A 19,591-nucleotide genomic window follows, 5' to 3' on the forward strand; every position below is an offset into this window, starting at 1 on the left:
GTAGGGCGGCAGATCGATCCGCGCTCCGCCGGGGACCAGTGCTTGCGGATTCACCTCGATGCCGGCGCAATGCGCTTGTGCGAGCGAGGCCAGGAATCGGTCCGGGCCGCCATCACCGCGGCGCAATGACCCGACCACGGCGATATGCTCGGCGGCCCCGGCTGCCTCGGCGGTGGCGCCGATGCCCATGGCGAGCACCGGATGCGGGCCCATCTCGACGAATCCGGTGATGCCGTCCTCGATCAGGCCCGCGACGGCATCGGCGAAGCGGACGGGCTCGCGCAGGGAGCGGTACCAGTAGTGAGCGTCCAGGGTCGCGGTGTCGACGAAGTCGGCGGTGACGGTGGAGAAGAACGGAATCGGCGCCGAGCGCGGCCGCACCGGGGCCAGCTCGGTCAGCAGCCGATCACGCACCAGCTCGGTCACCTTCGAGTGCCCCGGCCAGGTGGCGGGCACCGAGCGCGCCCACACCCCGTCCGCGGCACAGGCGGCCACGAACTCCGTCAGGGCGGCCGTCTCACCGGACACCACGGTCTGTGCCGGACTGTTGATCGCGGCCAGCGACAATCGATCCCCGAAGGCCGCCAACCGTTCCCGCACGGCCTCGGCGGACAACCCGACCGCGGCCATACCGCCCTTGTCGGCGAGCACCTCGGCCCCGGCCCGGGAACGCAGCGCGATGATGCGGGCGCCATCCGCCACGGACAGCGCCCCGATGGTCACGGCGGCGGCCACCTCGCCCTGCGAATGGCCGACCACAACGCTCGGTTCCACCCCCTGCGCCCGCCACAGCCGAGCCATCGACACCATGACGGCGAACAGCACCGGCTGCACCACATCGACGCGATCCAGCGGCGGCGCGCCCGCCTCACCGCGCAATACCGCCGTCAACGACCAGTCCAGATACGGCGCCAGCGCCGCTTCACATTCCGCGATCGACGCCGCGAACACCGCATTCGAATCCAGCAGCCCGAGCGCCATCCCCTCCCACTGGCCACCCTGCCCCGGGAAAACGAACGCGACCCGCCGCTCCTCGGCCCGCGCCAGCGCCGGCTCGATCGCCACCGCGGGCCCGGCCGGATCGGCCAGCGCCGCCAGCCCCGCCAGCAACCCCTCCAGATCCCGCCCCACAACCGCGCCGCGCCACTCCATCTGGGCCCGCGTCGCCAGCAGCGAGTACGCCACATCGGCCGCATCTTGCTCCGTGCGACTGAGCAGCCACTCCAGCAGCCGAGCCGCCTGCGCCCGCACGCCACTCTCAGTGCGCGCCGACACCACCCACGGCAAAACGCCATGCGCGCCGGTGGCCACGGCGGGCACCGGGACTGGCGCCTGTTCCAGAATCACGTGGGCGTTGGTTCCGCCCATGCCGAAGGATGAGACGCCTGCCCGGCGTACATCGGCCTCGGGCCAGTTCTCGGTGCCGATTACTACCCGTAAGCCCAAGTCCGCGAGTGGGATTCGGGGGTTGGGGGTTTCGAAGTTGAGGCTGGCGAACAGTTCCCGGCGGGTGAGGCCGAGGACGGTTTTGATGAGGCCGGCGATGCCGGAGGCGCCTTCCAGGTGGCCGATGTTGGTTTTGACGGAGCCGACGGCGAGGGGTGTATCTCGTTGCGGGCCGTAGGTTTCGCCGAGGGCGGCGGCTTCCACCGGATCGCCGGCGGGGGTTCCGGTGCCGTGTAGTTCGACGTATTGGACGGAGTTCGCTTCGACGCCCGCCGCGGTCAGTGCGGTGCGGATCGCCGCGGCCTGTGCGGCTGGGCTGGGGGCGCTGAGTACGCGGCGCTCGTTGCCGGTGTTGACGGCGCTGCCGCGGATCACGGCGTGGATCCGGTCACCGTCGGCAACGGCCTGGTCGAGGGGTTTCAGCACCACGATGCCGCCGCCCTCGCCGCGCACGAAGCCGTCCGCGCGGGCATCGAAGGTGTAGCAACCGCCGAGCGCCGAACGCGCGCCGAACTGTTCGATCCGCTCGCTGCTCGTCGGCGACAGGATCAGGTTCAGGCCGCCCGCGAGGGCCACATCGCTCTCGCCGCTGCGCAGGCTCTCGCAGGCCAGGTGCACCGCGACCAGTGAGGAGGCCTGGGCGCTGTCGACCAGGATGCTGGGGCCGCTGAAGCCGAAGTAGTTGGAGACGCGGTTGGCGATGATGCCGCGTCCGACACCCCACAGCGAGTGCCGGCTGACGCCCGGGCCGCCCCGGGAGGCCAGGATCTCGGCGAAATCGCTTCCCGTGCAACCGAGGAACACCCCGCAGCGCCGGGCCTCGCGCGCGGTGGCGGCCAGGCCCGCGTCCTCGAGCGCCTCCCAGCTCAGTTCCAGCGCGAGCAGCTGCTGCGGATCGATGGCCCGGGCCTCGTTGGGTGAGACCCCGAAGAAGTCCGCATCGAACTGCCCTGCGGTGCCGACGAATCCGGCGCGCTCGGTGATGCCGGTCCGTCCGGCGGGAGCGTCACCGATCTCGGCGCGTCCCGTCCTGAGTAACTGCCAGAAACCGTCGAGATCGTCCGCGCCCGGCATTCTGCAGGACATGCCGACAATGGCGACGGAGAAAGCCGATCCGGTCACCTCTGAAAAGCCCTCCACCTGGCACGAATGTCGTGCCCTCACCCGCCCCCGGATAACTGACTCAGACAATTCTTGCTTCGGCACAATGGATTTCGACGCGCCGCCGAGGCTCAGCGATGAACTGGTGGTGTAGGAGGCGTCATTCGTAGCCGGCCCCGGGCCCGAGGAGATGGTTCAGGCCAGGCCACACCGAACCCTGCTGTACCACAGGGTCGGTAAAAGCAATTGATCAGCAACCAGTGCTGAGGATTGCGACGCTACGTAGCGTTGCCAGCAGATCGAGGCATGTGCGCGAGGGTCTTTCGAACAGCAGGATTCATCGTACTGAACAGTAGTTTGGACAAACTTCGCCTGTCAATCGTTAAAGCGCCCCTGTAACCGAGGGCACGACAACAGCGATAATCGACAGCTCACGCTACAGCGAAGAAACCGGCAATCCATCCCGATGATCACCATAATCCCATGTAGCACAGTGGATTTCGAGATCATGTCAGCACCGTTTCAACCGCATGTCAGTCGTCCTCGCTATCAAGGAGGAAAACGACGGCCGGGCGATCTGATCAGTACGGCCCGGAACCGGCTCTGCGGCCGGTAATCTCGTTACAATGGGGCAACGCGCACTGTTGACGCTGGCATGTATCGCTCTGGCCGCATGGTGCGCGGTCATCACGCCCGGCCGCGCCGGTGCGGACCCGGGCCTACCGCCGATGGCTGGTAATTTCCTGTGGGGTGTCTCCAGCTCCGGGTTCCAGAGCGAAGGCTCTGCGCCCGACAGCAATTGGAGCCGCTACGCCGGCTCCGGCCGCGCCGAGGACTACCGCAATTCGGTCGACTTCCTCCATCGCTACGGCGAGGACATCCAGCACGCCGCCGACCTCGGCGTCGGCGTCTACCGGGTCAGCGTCGAATGGGCGCGGGTGCAGCCGAGTCCGGGCAATTGGGACTTCTCCTTCTATGACGCCATGATCGGCCGGATCCGCGCCGCCGGACTCACCCCGATGATCACCCTGGATCACTGGGTGTTCCCGGGCTGGGAGGTCGATCGCGGCGGCTGGCGCAATCCGGGCATGGTCGACGACTGGCTGACCGACGCCCGCGCGGTGGTCGATCGCTACGCGCACTTCAACCCGATGTGGGTCACCTTCAACGAGCCCACCGCCTATGTGGGACAAGAACAGCTGATCGGCGACCTCGGCACGGTCGACGGGCCCGCCATGCTCGACCGGATGGTCACCGCGCACCGCGCGATCTACGACTACATCCACAATCAGCAGCCCGGCGCGATGGTCACCAGCAATATCGCCTACTCCGCCATCGGCGCGGCGCAGGCCGATGCCTCCTTCGTGGACCGGGTGGCCGACAAGCTGGACTACATCGGAATCGATTACTACTACGGCGGATCGCTGACCAAGCCGCCGAACCTGATCGCGCAGCTGACCAACACGCCGTCGCCGCTCATCGTGGAACCGGACGGGATCTACTACGTGCTGCGGCGATACGCGCAGAAGTTCCCGAACCGGCCGCTCTATGTCGTCGAGAACGGGATGCCCACCTACAACGGCTCCCCCACCACCGACGGCATCACCCGCGCGGACGATCTGCGTGACACGGTCTACTGGGTGCAGCGCGCGAAGGCCGACGGGATCAATGTCATCGGCTACAACTACTGGAGCATCACCGACAACTACGAATGGGGCAGTTACTCACCGCGTTTCGGGCTCTACACGGTGGACGTCACCACGGACCCCAGCCTTACTCGCCGTCCGACCGACGCGGTGGGCGCATATCACGACATCATCGCCGGCGGTGGCGTTCCCGCGAACTACGCGCCGACCCGCGCACCGGCGCTCTGTTCCCTGCAGGATCTGCCGTCGAGCTGTATCAATCCGGTTCATTGACAAGGGCGTCAGCGCAGATACAGCGCTGAGACGATGCCGAGCGCGAACACCACCAGCGCGATCGCGGCGAAGCCGTAGACGATCCCCGGGTGGCTCGAGCCCGGGTAGTCGTCGACGAATGTCACCTGGCTGGTGGTCATCTCGTCGGGTGGGAGCACCGGCAACTGGTCGAACAGGTTGTCGGAGCTCGGGTCCGTGCCGGTGGATCGGTCGGGCATTTCGGGTAGTCCTCGCTCGTGGGGTGACCAATCATGGTGCCCCACTCCGCGGCGATTACCGCATCACCGCAGCCGGTTCGAGGTCGGCCCGGGTGGTGGTTCGCGCGGTCAGCCAGGTCCGATACCGGCGCAGTGCGCGATATTGAACGAGCTGGTCGGCGGCCAGCGCGTAGGCGGGGCCGACGCCGGGTGCGGGCTGCTTGCCACGGGCCATGCGCCGCATCTGATAGCGGACCTGGGCCATGCCCGCGCTGGAGGCGATCGACTTGTCCTTCCAGGTCACGGGTTTCAGCGTGCGCTCGCCCTCGCCGCCGTCGCGCCAGCGGGCGGGCAAGTCCGAGGTTACCGACAGGGCGGTGGCCATGCCGATGAGCGCCACATTGCTGGCGAGCACGCGTTCGGCCGTCGCACGGCGGGTGATGCCGCCGGTCAGCATCAGCGGAAGCGGGCTGGTCGCAGCCAATTCGGCGGCCAGGTCCAGGAAATAGGCCTCGCGGGCGGAGGTGCTCGCATCGGCAGGGCGGCCCGCCATTGCGGGGCTTTCATAACTGCCACCGGACAATTCGACCAAATCCACCCCGAGCGGTGCGAGCATGGCGATCACCCTGCGCGCATCCTCGGCATCGAATCCGCCGCGCTGGAAGTCCGCGGAATTCAGTTTCACCGCGACCGCGAAGGAGGGTGACACCGCCGCGCGCACCGCCCGCACGACCTCGAGCAGCAACCGGGCCCGATTCTCCAGCGTGCCGCCCCATTCGTCGGTGCGGGTGTTGACCAGCGGAGACAGAAACTGCGACAACAGGTATCCGTGCGCGGCGTGCACCTCGACGCCGTCGAATCCGACCGCTTCCGCGCGCTGCGCGGTGGTGGCGAAACGGGCGATAGTGGCCTTGATTTGTGCCACGGTCATCGCGACCGGGCGGCCGAAGCGGCTACTGAGGCGGCCCAGATCGACCGCCTTGTCCGACGGACCCCACACCACGCCGGGCATATTCGCCTGTACCTGACGGCCGGGATGGCTGATCTGCATCCACATGGCCGCGCCGCCCTCCTTGCCGGCCCGTGCCCAGTCCTCGAACGGCGCCGAGGGCGCGTCGGCGTCGAGCACGATGCCGCCGGGACCGGTCAGCGCCTCGGCGTGCACCATGACATTGCCGGTGACCAGCACGCCCGCACCGCCGGCGCCCCAGCGCCGGTACAGCCTGATGAGCCGCTGGTCGGGCAGCTGTCCGGCGCTCGCCATGCCTTCTTCCATGGCCGCCTTGGCGATCCGGTTGCCGATGACGCCGCCGGATTTCAGGACCAGCGGCGAGAACAGGTCGTTCGCCATAGCGGCCCTCCTCTCCTCGAATGTTTACAGCCACTCACATTAAGTATGCAGCGCTAACATTAGGAGTCGATGTAAGCAGTGTCAACACTTGTTAGGTTGGAGACATGTCACCCACGACCGCGCCCTACCACCACGGCGACCTGCGCGCCGCCCTGCTGCGCGCGGCCATGGACCTGCTCGAGGAGAGCGGCGCGGCCGAACTGTCCCTGCGCGCGGTGGCGCGTCGCGCGGGCGTCTCCACCGCCGCGCCTTATCGCCACTACGCCGACCGCACCGCCCTGCTGTCCGCGGTGGCGGCCGTCGGTTATCGCGAGCTGGCCGAGCACCTGGTCGCCGCGCATCCCGCACCGCGGACGCCCGATGATCTGACCGCCATCGCGACCGCGTACGTGAACTTCGCGCTGCAGCGTCCCGCCTTGTTCCGCGTGATGTTCGCGGAACCGTGCGATCCGACCAGTCCCGAACGCGTGGCGGCGGTCGACGCCATCGACGCCTACGTCAAATACACCGTCCAGCAAGCATTTCCGGACTCCGACAGCGAAAACCTGGCAACCGGGGTGTGGGCACTGGTGCACGGTCTCGCCTTCCTGCACCTGGACGGCAAGCTCGACAGTTCGACCCCGCAGCTCGTCGCCGATCGGATCCGCAATACCGTGCACGCGGTGCTCGCCGCCTCGGTCCGATGAACTCGCCGCGCCGGTCCGGGGAATACGGCTGCGGCCCTTCGTTTCACACGAAATTACCGATCGCGCACGATCCATTTCTTGGATGAACAACCAGTCGCGTGCAACTCGCCCGTTTCAACATTTCCGGCATTGACATATATCCGGCCGGAAAGCCTTGACGGATGTGCGCCCGAGCTCTACCTTTCCGAAGACCGGAATGCCGATTCCGTATTCCGGAATCTCATTCAAGATAGGTTTAACGGGTCTCTGCATGAGTTTCGACTTCTCGACCATCAGCGCGGGCGCCACCGCCTGGATGCTGATCGCGTCCGCACTCGTCCTCTTCATGACGCCGGGCCTGGCGTTCTTCTACGGCGGCATGGTCCGCGCCAAACACGTTCTCGCCATGCTCATGCAGAACTTCATGTGTATGGCGCTGGTCTCGGTCACCTGGGTGACCGTCGGCTACACCCTCGCGTTCGGTAAAGGCAACGGCTTCTGGGGCGACTTCCACTTCGCCTTCCTGTCCCATATGAACCAGGTCGTGCCCGGCTTCACCGGGACCGCGGCGATGGTCATCGCGCCGATGGTGTTCGTCATCTTCCAGATGATGTTCGCCATCATCACCCCCGCGCTGTTCCTCGGATCCACCGCGGACCGCTGGAAATTCAGCTCGTTCGTGCCGTTCATCGTGCTCTGGTCGATCCTGGTCTACAGCCCCTCCGCGCACTGGATCTTCTCCCCCGTCGGCTGGCTCGCCAAGCGCGGCGCCGAGGACTTCGCCGGCGGTATCGTCATCCACGCCTCGGCCGGCACCGCCGCCCTCGTCCTCGCCGTCATGCTCGGCAAGCGCAAGAACTGGCGCGAAGCCGCCCGCCCGCACAACCTTCCGATGATGCTCATCGGCGCCGGCGTGCTGTGGTTCGGCTGGTTCGGCTTCAATGCCGGCTCCGCCCTCGACGCCAACTCCGTTGCCATCCAGGCCTTCGTCAACACCAACACCGCCGCCGCCATCGGCATGCTGGCCTGGCTGAGCGTCGAACGCCTGCGCCACGGCAAGGCCACCACCCTGGGCGCCGCGGCCGGCGCCGTCGCGGGCCTGGCCGCCGTCACCCCGGCCGCCGGTTACGTGAACGTGCTCGGCGCGCTCGCCATCGGCCTGGTCTCCGGCATCGTGTGCTGCTTCGCGGTCGAGCTCAAAGGCAAACTGGGCTATGACGATTCGCTCGACGTCGTCGGCGTCCACCTCGCCGGCGGTGTGGTCGGCGCCCTGATGCTGGGCCTGTTCGGCAACAAGACCATCAACCCCGCGGGCGCCAACGGCCTCTTCTACGGCGGCGGCCTGAGCCTGCTGGGCAACCAGGCCCTCGCATTGATCGCCGTAATGGCTTGGGCGGCAATCGTTACCGTCGCTTTGATGCTGATCCTGAAGAAGATCACCGGCAACCGAGTCTCCGAGGAAGACGAGGAACTCGGCCTCGACCAGGCCCTGCACGGCGAATCCGCCTACGAATTCGGCGACCCGGACCAGGAACTCGCGGCCCTGCTCGCCGGGCAGGAACCCGACAAGTCGGCGGACACCGCGAAGATGGTCGCGGCGACCGCCAAGATCGTGGCCGACACCGCCAAGATGGTCGCCGAGGCCGCGAAGGCATCGGAGACCGCGAAACACTGACGGCCTTATCGCCGAGCGACACTGACCGTATCGTCGCCACAAAGGGCGGCTCCCCTCGACCGGGAGCCGCCCTTTTGCATTGGCGGACCCGGCTCGGAGGAGGGCGGAACATTACCTCGCGCGTAATTGTTTCCGGTCCCGTGCGTTGCGAAAGTTGAACGCAACGGACGAAGACGAGAACGAGGATGAGGGACATGACGACACGAGCATTGGTAATCGGCGGTGGCGGGGTGGCCGGTATCGCTTGGGAGACAGGCGTACTGGCCGGATTGGGTGAGGCCGGGATTGCCGTGACCGATGCCGACGTGGTGATCGGAACCTCGGCGGGATCGACCGTCGCGGCGCAGGTGACCAGCGGGCTCACGCTCACGGAACTGCTTGCGCGGCAGACGGATCCGGCGTTGCAGGTGAACGAGCTGGTGCCGGAGATCTCGCTTCCGGCATTGTGGGAGACGATCGGGAAGATCGGCGCCGACGCCACCGACGTCGATGACGCGCGACGCCGGTTCGGTGAGCTGGCGAGGTCGGCGAAGACCGTGAGCGAGGCCGAGCGTCGCGCGGTGATTCTCGAACGGCTGCCGAACCACGAGTGGCCGCAGCAGCGCCTGGTGATTCCGGCCGTGGACGCGGAGACGGGGCGGCCGCGCATCTTCGAAAAGGACTCGGGTGTGGGTCTGGTCGATGCGGTAGCCGCCAGTTGTGCGGTGCCGGGGATCTGGCCGACGACCTCGATCGAGGGCCGGCGTTATCTCGACGGCGGCATCCGGTCCAACGAGAATGCCGATCTGGCCGCGGGATTCGATCGGGTACTGGTGCTCAGCGTCATGGACATGCCGGGCGCCGCGCAGTGGGGCATCGACCTGGACTCGCAGGTCGCGGTACTGCGTGCGCACGGCAGCCGGGTCGAGGTGATCCGAGCCGATGCCGCCTCCATAGCCGCCTTCGGGCCGGACCCCTTGGATCCCGCCTCCCGCACACCCTCCGCGGCAGCCGGACTCGCCCAGGGCCGCTCCGAAGCCGCTCGGGTGCGCGAACTTTGGGCCTGATCGGCCCGAGCCGTCAGAGTACGGGCTTGATCTGAACCGAGCCGGCGCCGCCGGTGATGAGCTGCACCGAACCGAGGCCCAGCGTGTCCCGGCCGTCACCGATACCGACGGAACCGAGACCGATGCCGACACCGTCATTGGTGATCTGATCCGCGGTCGCCGAACTCGGGCTCACAGGCTGCAACGGGATGCCGTCAGCGGCGGCGTTGGCGTTCGGCGCACCGGCGAGGAACAAGGCGATCGCGAGCGCGCCGGTCGTACCCACCAACGTCTCCATGGGCAAACCTCCGTTTTCAGGGTTGATGAGTCGTCACCGTAGCCGACCGGGATGTCGCGTGCATCCGGAGTGAGAACCCCGGTGGGTTACCGTAGAGCCGATCGGTAGTCGAGGAGGAACGGGCAGCGCGTGGCAATAGGTGGTCGAGACGTCGCGCTGCTCGATGATGAGGCCGGGCAAACGGCGAGATTGTCGAGTCCATTTGCAGGACTTGATTTCTCGGCGCTTACGGCGACATATACTGATACTTGGAGCCGGGAGCCGGGAACCGGGAACCGGGAACCGGGAACCGGGAACCGGGAACCGGGAACCGGGAACCGGGAACCGGGAACCGTCGAATTCGTCGACGGACCTGAGACCTCGGGTCCACGATGACCCCGCCTGGGAAACGTTCTCCGAGACCGAATATGTCATTCTGGCCGTTGCCCGCACACTGACCTCCGCCTATCGGCTACTGGAAGCCGTCGACTGGTTCCGCGACGATTTCCGGATCAGGCTCGTCTTCACCGTCGACGCCACGTCGGCATTCAGCGCCGGGGTCCACGATCTGCTTCGCGCGTCGGGCGTGCGCCTGGTCGAGTGGGACCAGGTGCGGGAACGCGCTTTTCGGTATCACCTCGCGCTGAGCGCCAGCGAGAACATCGATTTCGACGCGATCGACGCACACACGGTGCTACTGCCACACGGACTCGGATTCAACAAGCTGGTGCCCAGCGCGACCGGGACCGAATTGCGGCTGGCCGGGCTGCCTCCGCTGCACGCGCTGCGCGCCGGCCGGGTCACGGTCACGCTCTCCCATCCCGAACAGCGCGAACAACTCCTCGCGGTGAGCGCCGAGACGGCGGACCACACCGAGACCGTCGGCGACCCGACCTTCGATCGGCTGCGGGCCAGCCTCGCCCTGCGTGACCGCTATCGGGAGGCACTCGGTACGGGCGATCGGACCTTGGTGACCGTGGCTTCCACTTGGGGCCGGCAGTCGGTGATCGGTCGCCGGCACACCTTGCCGGCACAGCTGCTCGGTGCACTCGACGCTGATGCGTACCAGGTGGTTCTCGTGCTGCACCCGAACGTGTGGGCATATTACGGCGCTTTTCAGATCACGGTGTGGCTGTCGTCCGCCCTCGACGCCGGACTCGTCCTGATGCCACCGGAGTCCGGCTGGCACGCCGCGCTCATCGCGGCCGATCAGGTCATCTCCGACCACGGATCGCTCGGATTGTTCGCCGCGTCCCTGGACCGGCCGCTGCTGATGACCGGCCGCGCACCCGAGACCGTTCCGGGCACACCGACCGACGAGCTGGCCGAAGCCGTTCCGGCGCTCCGTCCCGGCGGTGACCTACGCAAGCAACTCGAAGTGGCCCGGGAGCAATACCGGGCGGGGCAATACGCGCACATCACCGATCGGGTCTTCGCTCATGTCGGTGACGCGACCCGCAATGTCCGAGATCTGATCTACCGCACGCTCGGATCGACGCCGCTCGAACATCCAGGCCCGCTGACCCGAATTCCGATCCCGCACTGCCACGCTCGATCGATCACGTCCTACGTCGTCCGTGCCACGGCGATATCGGGCTCGGAGCTGACCCTGGAACGGATTCCGGCCGCGGTATGGCATTACGCCGACGGCGAAGACCACCACGAAACCCATGTGGTCGCCGACGAATCCGAGCCGGACCCCAAGATCATCGAACGCGCCGCGGCCGTGACCCGCGAGACGGTGCAGGATTTGCCGGCGGCCCACCGCTGGGCTCGGGCGATGCTGTCCGCCTATCCCGGCGCCCGGCTCGCCGTCGCAGCCGTCCCGCAGGGCTACCTGGCCGTAGTTCGCGACGGTGCGACGGTACGCGCTGTCACCGGATCCGAATCCCCCGGGCACGTCCAGCTTCTCGCATCGGCGATGTACTACCGGCTGCTCGATCGATCACTGCCGGATCGGCTCGGCGTTCACGCCGGGATCACCACGGTCGATGTCACCTTCACCGTGGAGGAGTGAGCCGGTCCTGCCACGTGGCGAGCTCATCGAGCCGGTCGCTGCCCAGCTCACGGTGCAGCCGTAGCATTCTCGTGAGCGAGACGCGCATGGCATCCTGATCGCCGGTGCGCTCGGCGAGATGGAACAGACGCTCATGCGCCGCCGCCTCGTAGAAGGCGTCGCCGCTCGTGGCCAGCACATCGATTGCGTCGCAGTACATCACCCGCGCTCGATCGGATTCTCCGCGTTCGTCGAGCATCCGGCCCAGTTCGGTCAGGCTGCGTCCCGCCATCCGGGGATCCGGCTCGGGGAGCGCCCGGATCAGGTCCGAGGCCGTGCGCATCGTATGCTCGCCCTGATCGAGATCGCCCGCGCGCCATTGCGCCTGCGCGAGGAAGTAGCTCACGAAAGCGATTCCCCTGGAATCGTTCTCGCCGCCGAACAAGGCGATCGAACGTTCATAGGCTGCGGCGGCACGGTCCGGCTCCGTCGCGTCACGGTAGCGGCCGATGAACTCCCACACCGAAGCCAGCAGGCGATTGTCGCCCGATGTCTCCGCCAGCGGTAGCGCCTGGATCAGCAATTCCGCCCGAGCACGATCGGGGTTGCCCAGTTCGATCCAGGCCCGAGAGACGAAGCTGCGCAAGCGGGCTTCGGCCCGGCGGTCACCGGCCGCGTGCGCCGACGCCGCGCCGATCTCACTCGACACCGTCCAATCGACGTAGTACCGCCTGGTCACGTACACCGCGCTGAGCGCCTCGGCGAACTGCCACGCCCACTCGTGCCAGCCCTGTGCCGCTGCGGCACGCTGCACCGCCAGCAGATTCATTCGCTCGGCATCGAGCCAGTCCAGCCCGAGACGGCGCTCGTCACTGCCCTCGAACGGCGACCGGTAGCCGTGCGTCACAGTGGCGGGCGTACACCGAAAACGCTTGGTGCCCAATGCCGCCTGATCCGCGAACGCCGCCCGTACCAGCAGGTGGTGAAACACCGCCCGCAAGGCGCCCTCGCGAATCCGCTCCGAGTCCACCCGCTCCGACAGCTGCGCGGCGTGTCGGCGCAACAGCGCGTGCAGCGACAATCGCTGCGCCGAATCCTCCACCAGCAGACCGGATTCGATCAGCGTGCCGATGGCGTTGCCGGTGGTGACGGCGTCACGCGCGACCAATGCGGCGGCGGTGTCGGCGGTCAGATCCCGACCCGGAAAGAGTCCCAGCAGGCGGTAGAGACGTGCCGCGTCTTCGTCCAGCTCGGCATAAGCCTCGGAGAACACCGCGGAGACCGCCTCCCAGCCCGCCGCCGTGAACGGCGCCGGCCCGCTGTCGTCCGCATTGATCGCCGCCACAACGGATTCGATGCGCAAATTCGGCCGGGCGACCAGTTTGGCCGCCGCCACCCGGAGGGCCACCGGCAGCCCCGCGCACTGGCGGACCAGCTCGGCCACCGCGGCAGGTTCGTCCTGCACCCGCGCACCGACGAGTTCGGCGAGCATATGCGCACCCGCCGCACCGTCCAGCGGCGCCAGCCTGCGCGCCTCCGCGCCGTCGAGCACCAGTTCACTGAGCTGACTGTTACTGGTCACCAGTACCGCGCTCGCCGCACTGATGGGCAGGAACGGCCGGACCTGAGCCGCGTCGCTGACATCCTCCAGCACGATCAGCACCGATTTCCGGGCGGTGAGACTGCGCAGCCGATTGGCCCGCTCGGCCAGACTCGCCGGAATCGCGTCCTTCGACACCCCCAACGCCAGCAGACACGCCCCCAACGCGTCCGACACCGACATGCGCTCGCCTTGCATCGGCCCGAATTCGACGCACAGATCACCATCGGCGAATGCGCTTGCCGCCCTGGCCTGCTCCACACACCGCCGCACGAATGCCGTCTTGCCGACACCGGGCAGTCCGGCGCACACACCGACCCGGGCGCCGCCGCGGTCACTGCCCGACCAGAATCCGGCCATCCATTCGAAGTCCGCCTGCCGGTTGACGAATACCCGCGGTCCCAGCGGAACCTCGTGCGGCACCATCATGCAAGATCCTCCCACACCACGACCGCGACCACCGGCGAGCTCCGATGCTTCGATGGGAACGACATTATCGTGCCGGCCTCGACGCACACCTCCCAACCGGTACCGGACAAGACACGCATCCAACCCATATGGCCCGCAACGGGAGTCACGGCGGCGCCGGCGCCGAGGGCCGGCGCATGGAACGCGTCAGGTCAGGACAGTGAAAGCCCGTTGAAACCCGGCGCGGGGACAGTTGCGGTACTCGCGCGAGATCCGCACGGGGACAAGAGGAGGAGCAGGAGATGCGAGATATCGACCGGCCTTATCAGCGGCCGACGATCATCGAGATCGGTGACCTCCGGGTGGAGACCTGTGGCGGCCCGAGAGGTTACTACCTCGACGGCTGGCCGGCCTTCTACTACGGATAAGCCGACGCGATGACGAGCACCCGCGCCGACGGCACTGCGACCGGATTCGCCGCACTGCCGGATTGTGTGCTGCCGCAGCGTCTTGCGGCGCACGTGGATCGGCTTCCGCCGGTCGCCCGGCATGGTTCCGGGCGACCGTGGCTGGTCGGGGAGGCACCGGCCGATCAGGTGAGCGTCCGCTGCGGCGATCCGGCGCGGGTGGTGGTGCCGGGGCAGCCCGGGGCACCACGTTGCCCGGCTCGGCGTCCGGGCTGCAGCGACTGTTCCACGCCCGCATCGACGGAGTCACGATCGTCGCCGACCGCGCCGATACCCTGGCCGGGTTCATCGGCGCCGAACCCGATGACGCGTGGCTCGCTACCGGGCTGATCGGGCCATTGCCGCATCCGCTGGATCACATCGTGCCGTGGCGCGGTGTCAGCATGGTCGAGCCCGGCGTGGATCCGGACATTTCCCAGCACCGAGATCTCCACTTCCGCTACTTCGCCGCTCGCTGCCGAGCCGGTCGCTTCGATGTTGCTCATGCCGCTCCCCTCCAGTCGCATTCAACGGCCCCGATCCGACTATCGCTCCGGGGTGGGTGGATGTGATCACCCGGAGGGTTCGAGGGATCACCCCTAGGGTTCGTGGCCGGTCGGTAGCTGTTTTTCTACTGTGGGATGTCATGAGGCACACGTTGATTCGCATGGGATTCGCGCTGGCGAGTATCGCAGCGGTGGGGGCGGCGGAGTTCACGGCGACGGCGAGCGCGGCTCCCGTCCCGTCCATCGCGCACCGTGACTGGGGGAACCAGCCCTGTGTGAACGGGCAATTGGCAACATCGATCAGTGAACTGAGCCCGGGGTCGCAGCATCGCGGCATCCGGCTGACCTACAACCTCGCACCGGGTGCGGGACCGTGCACGCTGTACGGCTACCCCGGTCTCGACACCGGCGGCGTATCGGCCGAGCGGACGTTCCGCGGATATCTGGGCGGCCTGCCGGACGGCCAGAACTCCCTCTACACCGTCTTCGTGACCGCCGACCGGCCGGCTCGGGCCGATGTCGAGTGGATGGCGGTCGACAACAGCGGCAACAGCTGTGTCACCGACCCGGGGTTCTGGACCACGCCGCCGAACACCACGGATACCCAGTGGATGCCGGAGCAGATCCAGCCCTGCCGCTTGCAGATCCACCCGGTCACCAACTGATCGGTACCGGCTTGTCCTCGGTCTCCGACCCGTAGCAATCTCGGGGACCGAGTCCGGGTTGTCCCCGATGCAATGTAAACCTTTGCAGTGCAACGGTATCAACCATGCACCTACGCGGATTAGTCATCACGGCCGGTGTCGTCGCGCTGCTCGCCGCCGGCCCGGCCACCGCAGCACCGACGGACCAGCTGCACCGGGACACCGAGGCAATCCACGCACTCGGTGTCAGCGGCGTGCAGGCCCGCGTGAGCACGCCCGACGGCCAGGCGGTCGCCACCAGCGGGACCGCGGACCTGAACACCGGCCTGCCCGTCCCTGCCGACGGCTACTTCCGCATGGCCAGCACGTCGAAGACCTTCATCGCCGCCGTGGTTCTCGAGCTCGAGGCCGAAGGCAAACTCTCGCTGGACGACACGGTCGGCCACCTGCTGCCGGACGTGGTGCAGGGAGATGGCAACGACGGCAACCGGATCACCCTGCGTCAACTGCTGCAGCACACCAGCGGCATTCACGACGACCTGCCCGGTTACACCACCCCGCAGGAGTACTACCAACAGCGTCACGACGTCTACAGCCCCGAGCAACTCGTCGCCCGCGCCATGTCCCACGCACCCGACTTCCCGCCCGGCCAGGACTGGGCGTACTCCAACACCGGCTACGTCCTGCTCGCCATGATCATCGAAAAGATCACCGGCCGCCCTGCCCACCAGGAGATCGAAGACCGCATCCTGCGCCCACTCGGCCTCGACCGGACCCGCTGGCTGGGCGCCTCGCCCACCCTGCCCGCACCGCACGCAGACGCCTACCAGCTCTTCGGCCCCGATTCCGCGGTAGACGTGACCGACCAGATTCCGGTGGACTACCAGAACCTCTCATGGGTCACGACCACACAGGACGAGAACACCTTCTTCCGCGCCCTGCTCGCAGGCCGGCTCCTACCACCGCGACAGCTGGCCGAGATGAAGCACACCGTCCCCGTGAGCGAAGAGGTCCAAAAGCTCTGGCCCGGTGGACGGTACGGCCTCGGCCTGGTCGAGCGCCCCCTGAGCTGTGGCGGAAGCTATTGGAGCCACGAGGGCGGAGACGGCGGCTACATCACCCTCAACGGAGTCACCGCCGACGGACAACGCAGCGCCGTCGTCTCCATGTCCGAGGCCCGCGGCGACACCCCGGAACACATTCTGGCCCAGGAGAACACGGCCAGCACCCTGATCGACCACGCCTTGTGCGCCTGAGCGCACCCGTCAGCAGTGGCTGCTCTTCCACTGACCGAGCTTGCCGAGAATGGCATCGGTGGACGGCTGGTTCATCTGATCCTGCCCGAGATGCTGGAGATGACCGACGATAAGTGCCTCGGCCTGCGCGAAGTTGGCAATGACGTCCGTCGGCGCCGACCGCTGGAAGGCACTCAACCGCTGAATCGCGCCCTGCGGATCACTGGGCTCCTGCCCTTGCTGCAACGAGTGCGCCAAATCGATTTCGTACTGCACCTCAGTGCAGGCATCACCGCTCGAATTCGTCTGCGCGGCAGCCGGTGTCGTCACCTTCGCACCCGCCGGCACGGACGCGCTCGGCGCGGTCGTAGTGCCGTTCTCCGCGGTCGTCTTGCGGCACGATCCTGTTCTCCAGCACAGACCCGTGGCGATTGTGCCTGCTACGCAGCATGATTCACTGCGCACGCTGGACGATGCTTTCCGGCTGATGACGGTGCTCGCACATACCGGACCGGCGGATGCCGACCGATTGGCAGCCGAATCCGATCTCAGCGCAACCGTCGTCGATGATGCGCTCGGACATCTCATCCAACTAGGTGCTACGCAAGTCCAAGGCACTCGATATGCGTTGGGCCCCAAGCTGTTCCAGCTGACCCGGTCGTGGCCGCCGAGAAACGCCATCCGTGCCGCGATCAGCCGGCCACTGCATCAACTCTCGAAATCGACCACGGCCGGCGGCTTCAGCGTCTCCATCACCGAAGGCCCCGCCACCATCGTCCTCACGGCCTTGGGTCGCGAAATCGACGAAGTCTTCCCCATGCACGCGGGCACCCAACTCCCGCCGGACACCGCCGCCCAGTTGGTCTTCGCCCTGTCCGACCATTCCCCCACCCCGACGGCTACACGACCCGCGACTGGAAACGCCGCATCACCGACACCCGCCGCGACGGCCTCGCCTACGATTACGAACAACGCCACGTCCCGCTATCCTGCGTAGCCGCACCGATTTTCGCCCCCGACGGGCGCGTCGTAGCGGCCCTGGCCGCCAGCGCAATCGACATCGACCAAATCCCGGCATTGGCCGACGCCATCACCTGGGCCTCTCGCATGGCCACCGCCAACCTTCGCTCGTCGATGCCCGGGCTCAGTTCATCGGCGTAACACCGGGCAGGGTGGCGGCGGCAACGGTGGGCCGGCCGGAGGTCCGATGCTGTGTGATGAGGGTGCGACGGCGCGACAGCATCAGCGGCACCCGATCGATCGCGCGGCCTTGCTCGTCGAGTAGCCAGCCCATGCGTTTGACATTGCGGACCACGATCGCGCGATCGCGGATCTCCACCATCGGAAACTGTTCGGCCAGTAGCTCTTCGAACGGGTCGATGCCGCCGGGGCCGGGTAACAGCACGTGCACGAGTAAACCGTGGCGGCCGCTCACCGCCGCGCAGAGCCGCACTTCGGGCAAGCGCGCGAGGGCGGTCGCGGTGACCGACTGCCGGGTCTGCGGCACCGACAGGCGGTACATCACCATGGTCCGCAGCCCGGCCAGTGGGTAGGCGAAGTCGCAGCGCATCAGCACATCTCCGTCGCGCAACAGTCGTTCGAGGCGGCGGCGGGCGGTGTGCTCGCTCATGCCCGCGGCGGCGCCGAGGTCGGTGTAGCTCATCCGGGCATCGGCGTGCAGCGCCAGCATCAAGGCCCGATCGGCCGGTGCGAGCCGGTGGAATTCGCGGGTGCCGTAGGCGCTTCGGCTCGGCACGCGCAGGGTGGCCAGATGTGCTCGTTGGGCGGGCGGGATGGCGCCCATGCTCCAATCGCCGCCTTCGCTGTAGAGGTCTATGCCCACTCGCATGCGGATCGCGCGGACACCGCGCAGGGCGCCGATACCGTCGCGTACCCAGCGGCCGAGGGTGGGCAGATCCGTTGCGGCGGAGGACAACATGAGGTCGAACTCGCCCGCGGTCTCATCGACACTGAACACCCACGGCAGGCGCGCGACGGCCTCGCGGATCGTCTCCAGCCGCCGGGGCCGACAACGCACCTCGAGGAAGGCCACGGTGGCGACCCGGGCGGATCCGTAGGCGGTGATCCAGGCCGCGCCCGCACTACGCAGACGTTCCCAGCGCCGGGCCGCGGTGGTGCCGTCGATATCGAGTGCCTGCCCGATACGCGCCCAGGACGCGCGCGGAGCGGCCTGCAGCGCATCGATGATCGCCAAGTCCTGCTCGGAAATGCCGGAACCCGGCGGCAGCGGACCCTCGGTGCTGGTATCCGGCGCACCCGCCGCCAGATCGGTCATGCTGCGGATGGTATTCCGCAGCATGCCGCCGGGGTGCGTGATCGGGCAGACTATGCCGGCTGTCAGGATGAACCGCTGGGCAGGGTGATCTTCGGGAATCGGAGGTTGGCGTCGGGCACGCCGGCGCCGTTCGGGTCCAACAGCCCACCGCGCTGGGCATATTCGCTCTGTCCAGGCGCGGCTTGCACGGTGGCGAGGTATCGCCACAGTCCGGCGGCGAGCGTGCCGCCGCCGGCGAGCAATGTTCCCACCAGGCCACCGGCTCCGGCGAAGGCGACCAGCGCGGCCGGGGCGGTGGCGAGGCAGCCGGGGCCGACCACCAGGCATGATCCGAAACCGATCACCGCGCCTACCAGGAGGCCGATGACGGTGCCACCGACCGTGCCGATCAGGGTATTGGTCGTCATCGCCGAGGCCAGATCGTCCAGGGCCAGCTGGTTTTCCGTCGGCGAAGCGATCGGCGCGAGGTCGTGCCGGACGGCCGGGTCAGGAGTCAGGGTCAGTTCCCGGCTGTCGGCGGAGATGTCCGCGGCGATCGGATAGCTTCTGCCGTTGAACTCGAAACCCAATGGCAAGGAGGCCATTTCCTGTCCGTCGCCGGCGCGCACCGTTATCGCCCGCCGGTCGGCGGACAGCGCGAAGGCACCCGATTCCATCGTGGTGACGACGGCGCCGGCCGTCACGGTCGCCCGCCATCCCGCGTCCGCGTCGGCCCGCGCCGGCGGTGTCGCGCCCATCGCCAGCACGGCGACCGCCGCGATGCCGGTAGCCAAGACTGTTGCACTGCTGCGCATTTCGATGTCC

19 protein-coding genes (1 of these 19 cut by a window edge) are annotated in these 19,591 nt (G+C 67.6%); 10 read left to right on the top strand and 9 right to left on the bottom strand.

Annotated elements, in window-relative coordinates; translation table 11 throughout:
• On the bottom strand, positions 1 to 2,568 hold the 5' portion of the coding sequence (locus ACH438_RS34605) for a type I polyketide synthase (protein ID WP_397013074.1). Its footprint begins 11,013 nt before the window's first position; only the first 2,568 of its 13,581 coding nucleotides appear in the window; the start codon lies at positions 2,566 to 2,568; its stop codon lies off the left edge, out of view.
• Between the two features lie 605 nt (positions 2,569 to 3,173).
• Between ACH438_RS34605 and ACH438_RS34610 the strand changes: the two genes are divergently transcribed.
• Entirely contained in the window at positions 3,174 to 4,466 is a 1,293-nt protein-coding gene (locus ACH438_RS34610) for a family 1 glycosylhydrolase (protein WP_397013076.1), read from the top strand.
• An 8-nt stretch (positions 4,467 to 4,474) separates the two neighbouring features.
• Here the strand turns inward: ACH438_RS34610 and ACH438_RS34615 are convergent, their stop codons facing one another.
• Together ACH438_RS34615 and ACH438_RS34620 are read right to left on the bottom strand one after the other, a co-directional pair.
• Positions 4,475 to 4,684 (bottom strand): hypothetical protein, encoded by a 210-nt coding sequence (locus ACH438_RS34615; protein WP_397013078.1) that lies wholly within the window; start codon positions 4,682 to 4,684, stop codon positions 4,475 to 4,477.
• 55 nt (positions 4,685 to 4,739) lie between these two features.
• The gene (locus ACH438_RS34620) at positions 4,740 to 6,014 is read right to left on the bottom strand and encodes an NADH:flavin oxidoreductase/NADH oxidase family protein (RefSeq protein ID WP_397013081.1); all 1,275 of its coding nucleotides are present in this window, start codon (positions 6,012 to 6,014) and stop codon (positions 4,740 to 4,742) included.
• A gap of 104 nt (positions 6,015 to 6,118) precedes the next feature.
• Here ACH438_RS34620 and ACH438_RS34625 point away from each other — a divergent pair, with 104 nt between their 5' ends.
• From ACH438_RS34625 to ACH438_RS34635, 3 genes are all read left to right on the top strand, one after another.
• A complete protein-coding gene (locus ACH438_RS34625; protein WP_397013083.1) occupies positions 6,119 to 6,700 on the top strand; it encodes a TetR/AcrR family transcriptional regulator in 582 nt (193 codons plus the stop codon).
• 250 nt (positions 6,701 to 6,950) lie between these two features.
• On the top strand, positions 6,951 to 8,354 hold the full coding sequence (locus tag ACH438_RS34630) for an ammonium transporter (RefSeq protein WP_397013087.1): 1,404 nt from the start codon (positions 6,951 to 6,953) through the stop codon (positions 8,352 to 8,354).
• A 194-nt stretch (positions 8,355 to 8,548) separates the two neighbouring features.
• The gene (locus ACH438_RS34635; protein ID WP_397013090.1) at positions 8,549 to 9,400 is read left to right on the top strand and encodes a patatin-like phospholipase family protein; all 852 of its coding nucleotides are present in this window, start codon (positions 8,549 to 8,551) and stop codon (positions 9,398 to 9,400) included.
• A 13-nt stretch (positions 9,401 to 9,413) separates the two neighbouring features.
• Here ACH438_RS34635 and ACH438_RS34640 read toward each other — a convergent pair whose 3' ends face one another.
• The gene (locus ACH438_RS34640) at positions 9,414 to 9,677 is read right to left on the bottom strand and encodes a hypothetical protein (RefSeq protein ID WP_397013093.1); all 264 of its coding nucleotides are present in this window, start codon (positions 9,675 to 9,677) and stop codon (positions 9,414 to 9,416) included.
• Positions 9,678 to 10,242: 565 nt separating this feature from the next.
• On the opposite strand from ACH438_RS34640, the gene ACH438_RS34645 reads away from it, so the two are divergent.
• On the top strand, positions 10,243 to 11,673 hold the full coding sequence (locus tag ACH438_RS34645; protein ID WP_397013097.1) for a hypothetical protein: 1,431 nt from the start codon (positions 10,243 to 10,245) through the stop codon (positions 11,671 to 11,673).
• On the opposite strand, the gene ACH438_RS34650 is transcribed toward ACH438_RS34645, so the two are convergent.
• Positions 11,657 to 13,681 (bottom strand): hypothetical protein, encoded by a 2,025-nt coding sequence (locus ACH438_RS34650; protein WP_397013100.1) that lies wholly within the window; start codon positions 13,679 to 13,681, stop codon positions 11,657 to 11,659. The genes ACH438_RS34645 and ACH438_RS34650 overlap by 17 nt on opposite strands.
• A 281-nt stretch (positions 13,682 to 13,962) precedes the next feature.
• On the opposite strand from ACH438_RS34650, the gene ACH438_RS34655 reads away from it, so the two are divergent.
• On the top strand, positions 13,963 to 14,088 hold the full coding sequence (locus tag ACH438_RS34655; protein WP_397013102.1) for a hypothetical protein: 126 nt from the start codon (positions 13,963 to 13,965) through the stop codon (positions 14,086 to 14,088).
• Between the two features lie 164 nt (positions 14,089 to 14,252).
• Here ACH438_RS34655 and ACH438_RS34660 read toward each other — a convergent pair whose 3' ends face one another.
• On the bottom strand, positions 14,253 to 14,612 hold the full coding sequence (locus ACH438_RS34660) for a hypothetical protein (protein WP_397013104.1): 360 nt from the start codon (positions 14,610 to 14,612) through the stop codon (positions 14,253 to 14,255).
• 140 nt (positions 14,613 to 14,752) lie between these two features.
• On the opposite strand from ACH438_RS34660, the gene ACH438_RS34665 reads away from it, so the two are divergent.
• Together ACH438_RS34665 and ACH438_RS34670 are read left to right on the top strand one after the other, a co-directional pair.
• Positions 14,753 to 15,277, top strand: a complete 525-nt coding sequence (locus ACH438_RS34665; RefSeq protein ID WP_397013106.1) for a DUF4232 domain-containing protein — start codon at positions 14,753 to 14,755, stop codon at positions 15,275 to 15,277.
• A 104-nt stretch (positions 15,278 to 15,381) separates the two neighbouring features.
• Positions 15,382 to 16,512: a serine hydrolase domain-containing protein gene (locus ACH438_RS34670; RefSeq protein WP_397013108.1), complete on the top strand. Its 1,131-nt coding sequence runs from the start codon at positions 15,382 to 15,384 to the stop codon at positions 16,510 to 16,512.
• Positions 16,513 to 16,521: 9 nt separating this feature from the next.
• Here ACH438_RS34670 and ACH438_RS34675 read toward each other — a convergent pair whose 3' ends face one another.
• Positions 16,522 to 16,821, bottom strand: a complete 300-nt coding sequence (locus ACH438_RS34675; protein ID WP_397013110.1) for a hypothetical protein — start codon at positions 16,819 to 16,821, stop codon at positions 16,522 to 16,524.
• Here ACH438_RS34675 and ACH438_RS34680 point away from each other — a divergent pair.
• Both ACH438_RS34680 and ACH438_RS34685 read left to right on the top strand, forming a co-directional pair.
• Positions 16,772 to 17,488, top strand: a complete 717-nt coding sequence (locus ACH438_RS34680) for a hypothetical protein (protein WP_397013272.1) — start codon at positions 16,772 to 16,774, stop codon at positions 17,486 to 17,488. The genes ACH438_RS34675 and ACH438_RS34680 overlap by 50 nt on opposite strands.
• Positions 17,419 to 17,652, top strand: a complete 234-nt coding sequence (locus tag ACH438_RS34685; RefSeq protein WP_397013256.1) for an IclR family transcriptional regulator C-terminal domain-containing protein — start codon at positions 17,419 to 17,421, stop codon at positions 17,650 to 17,652. The genes ACH438_RS34680 and ACH438_RS34685 overlap by 70 nt, the downstream gene beginning before the upstream one ends.
• Here the strand turns inward: ACH438_RS34685 and ACH438_RS34690 are convergent.
• Positions 17,636 to 18,787, bottom strand: coding sequence for an Lrp/AsnC family transcriptional regulator (locus ACH438_RS34690; protein ID WP_397013112.1), 1,152 nt, complete (start codon positions 18,785 to 18,787; stop codon positions 17,636 to 17,638). The genes ACH438_RS34685 and ACH438_RS34690 overlap by 17 nt on opposite strands.
• 62 nt (positions 18,788 to 18,849) lie before the next feature.
• Positions 18,850 to 19,581 carry a hypothetical protein gene (locus ACH438_RS34695; protein WP_397013114.1) on the bottom strand — a complete coding sequence of 244 codons (732 nt, stop codon included), beginning with the start codon at positions 19,579 to 19,581 and terminating at the stop codon, positions 18,850 to 18,852.
• Positions 19,582 to 19,591: the final 10 nt, after the last annotated feature.

Source organism: Nocardia sp. NPDC020380, assembly GCF_044386975.1.
GTDB lineage: Bacteria > Actinomycetota > Actinomycetes > Mycobacteriales > Mycobacteriaceae > Nocardia.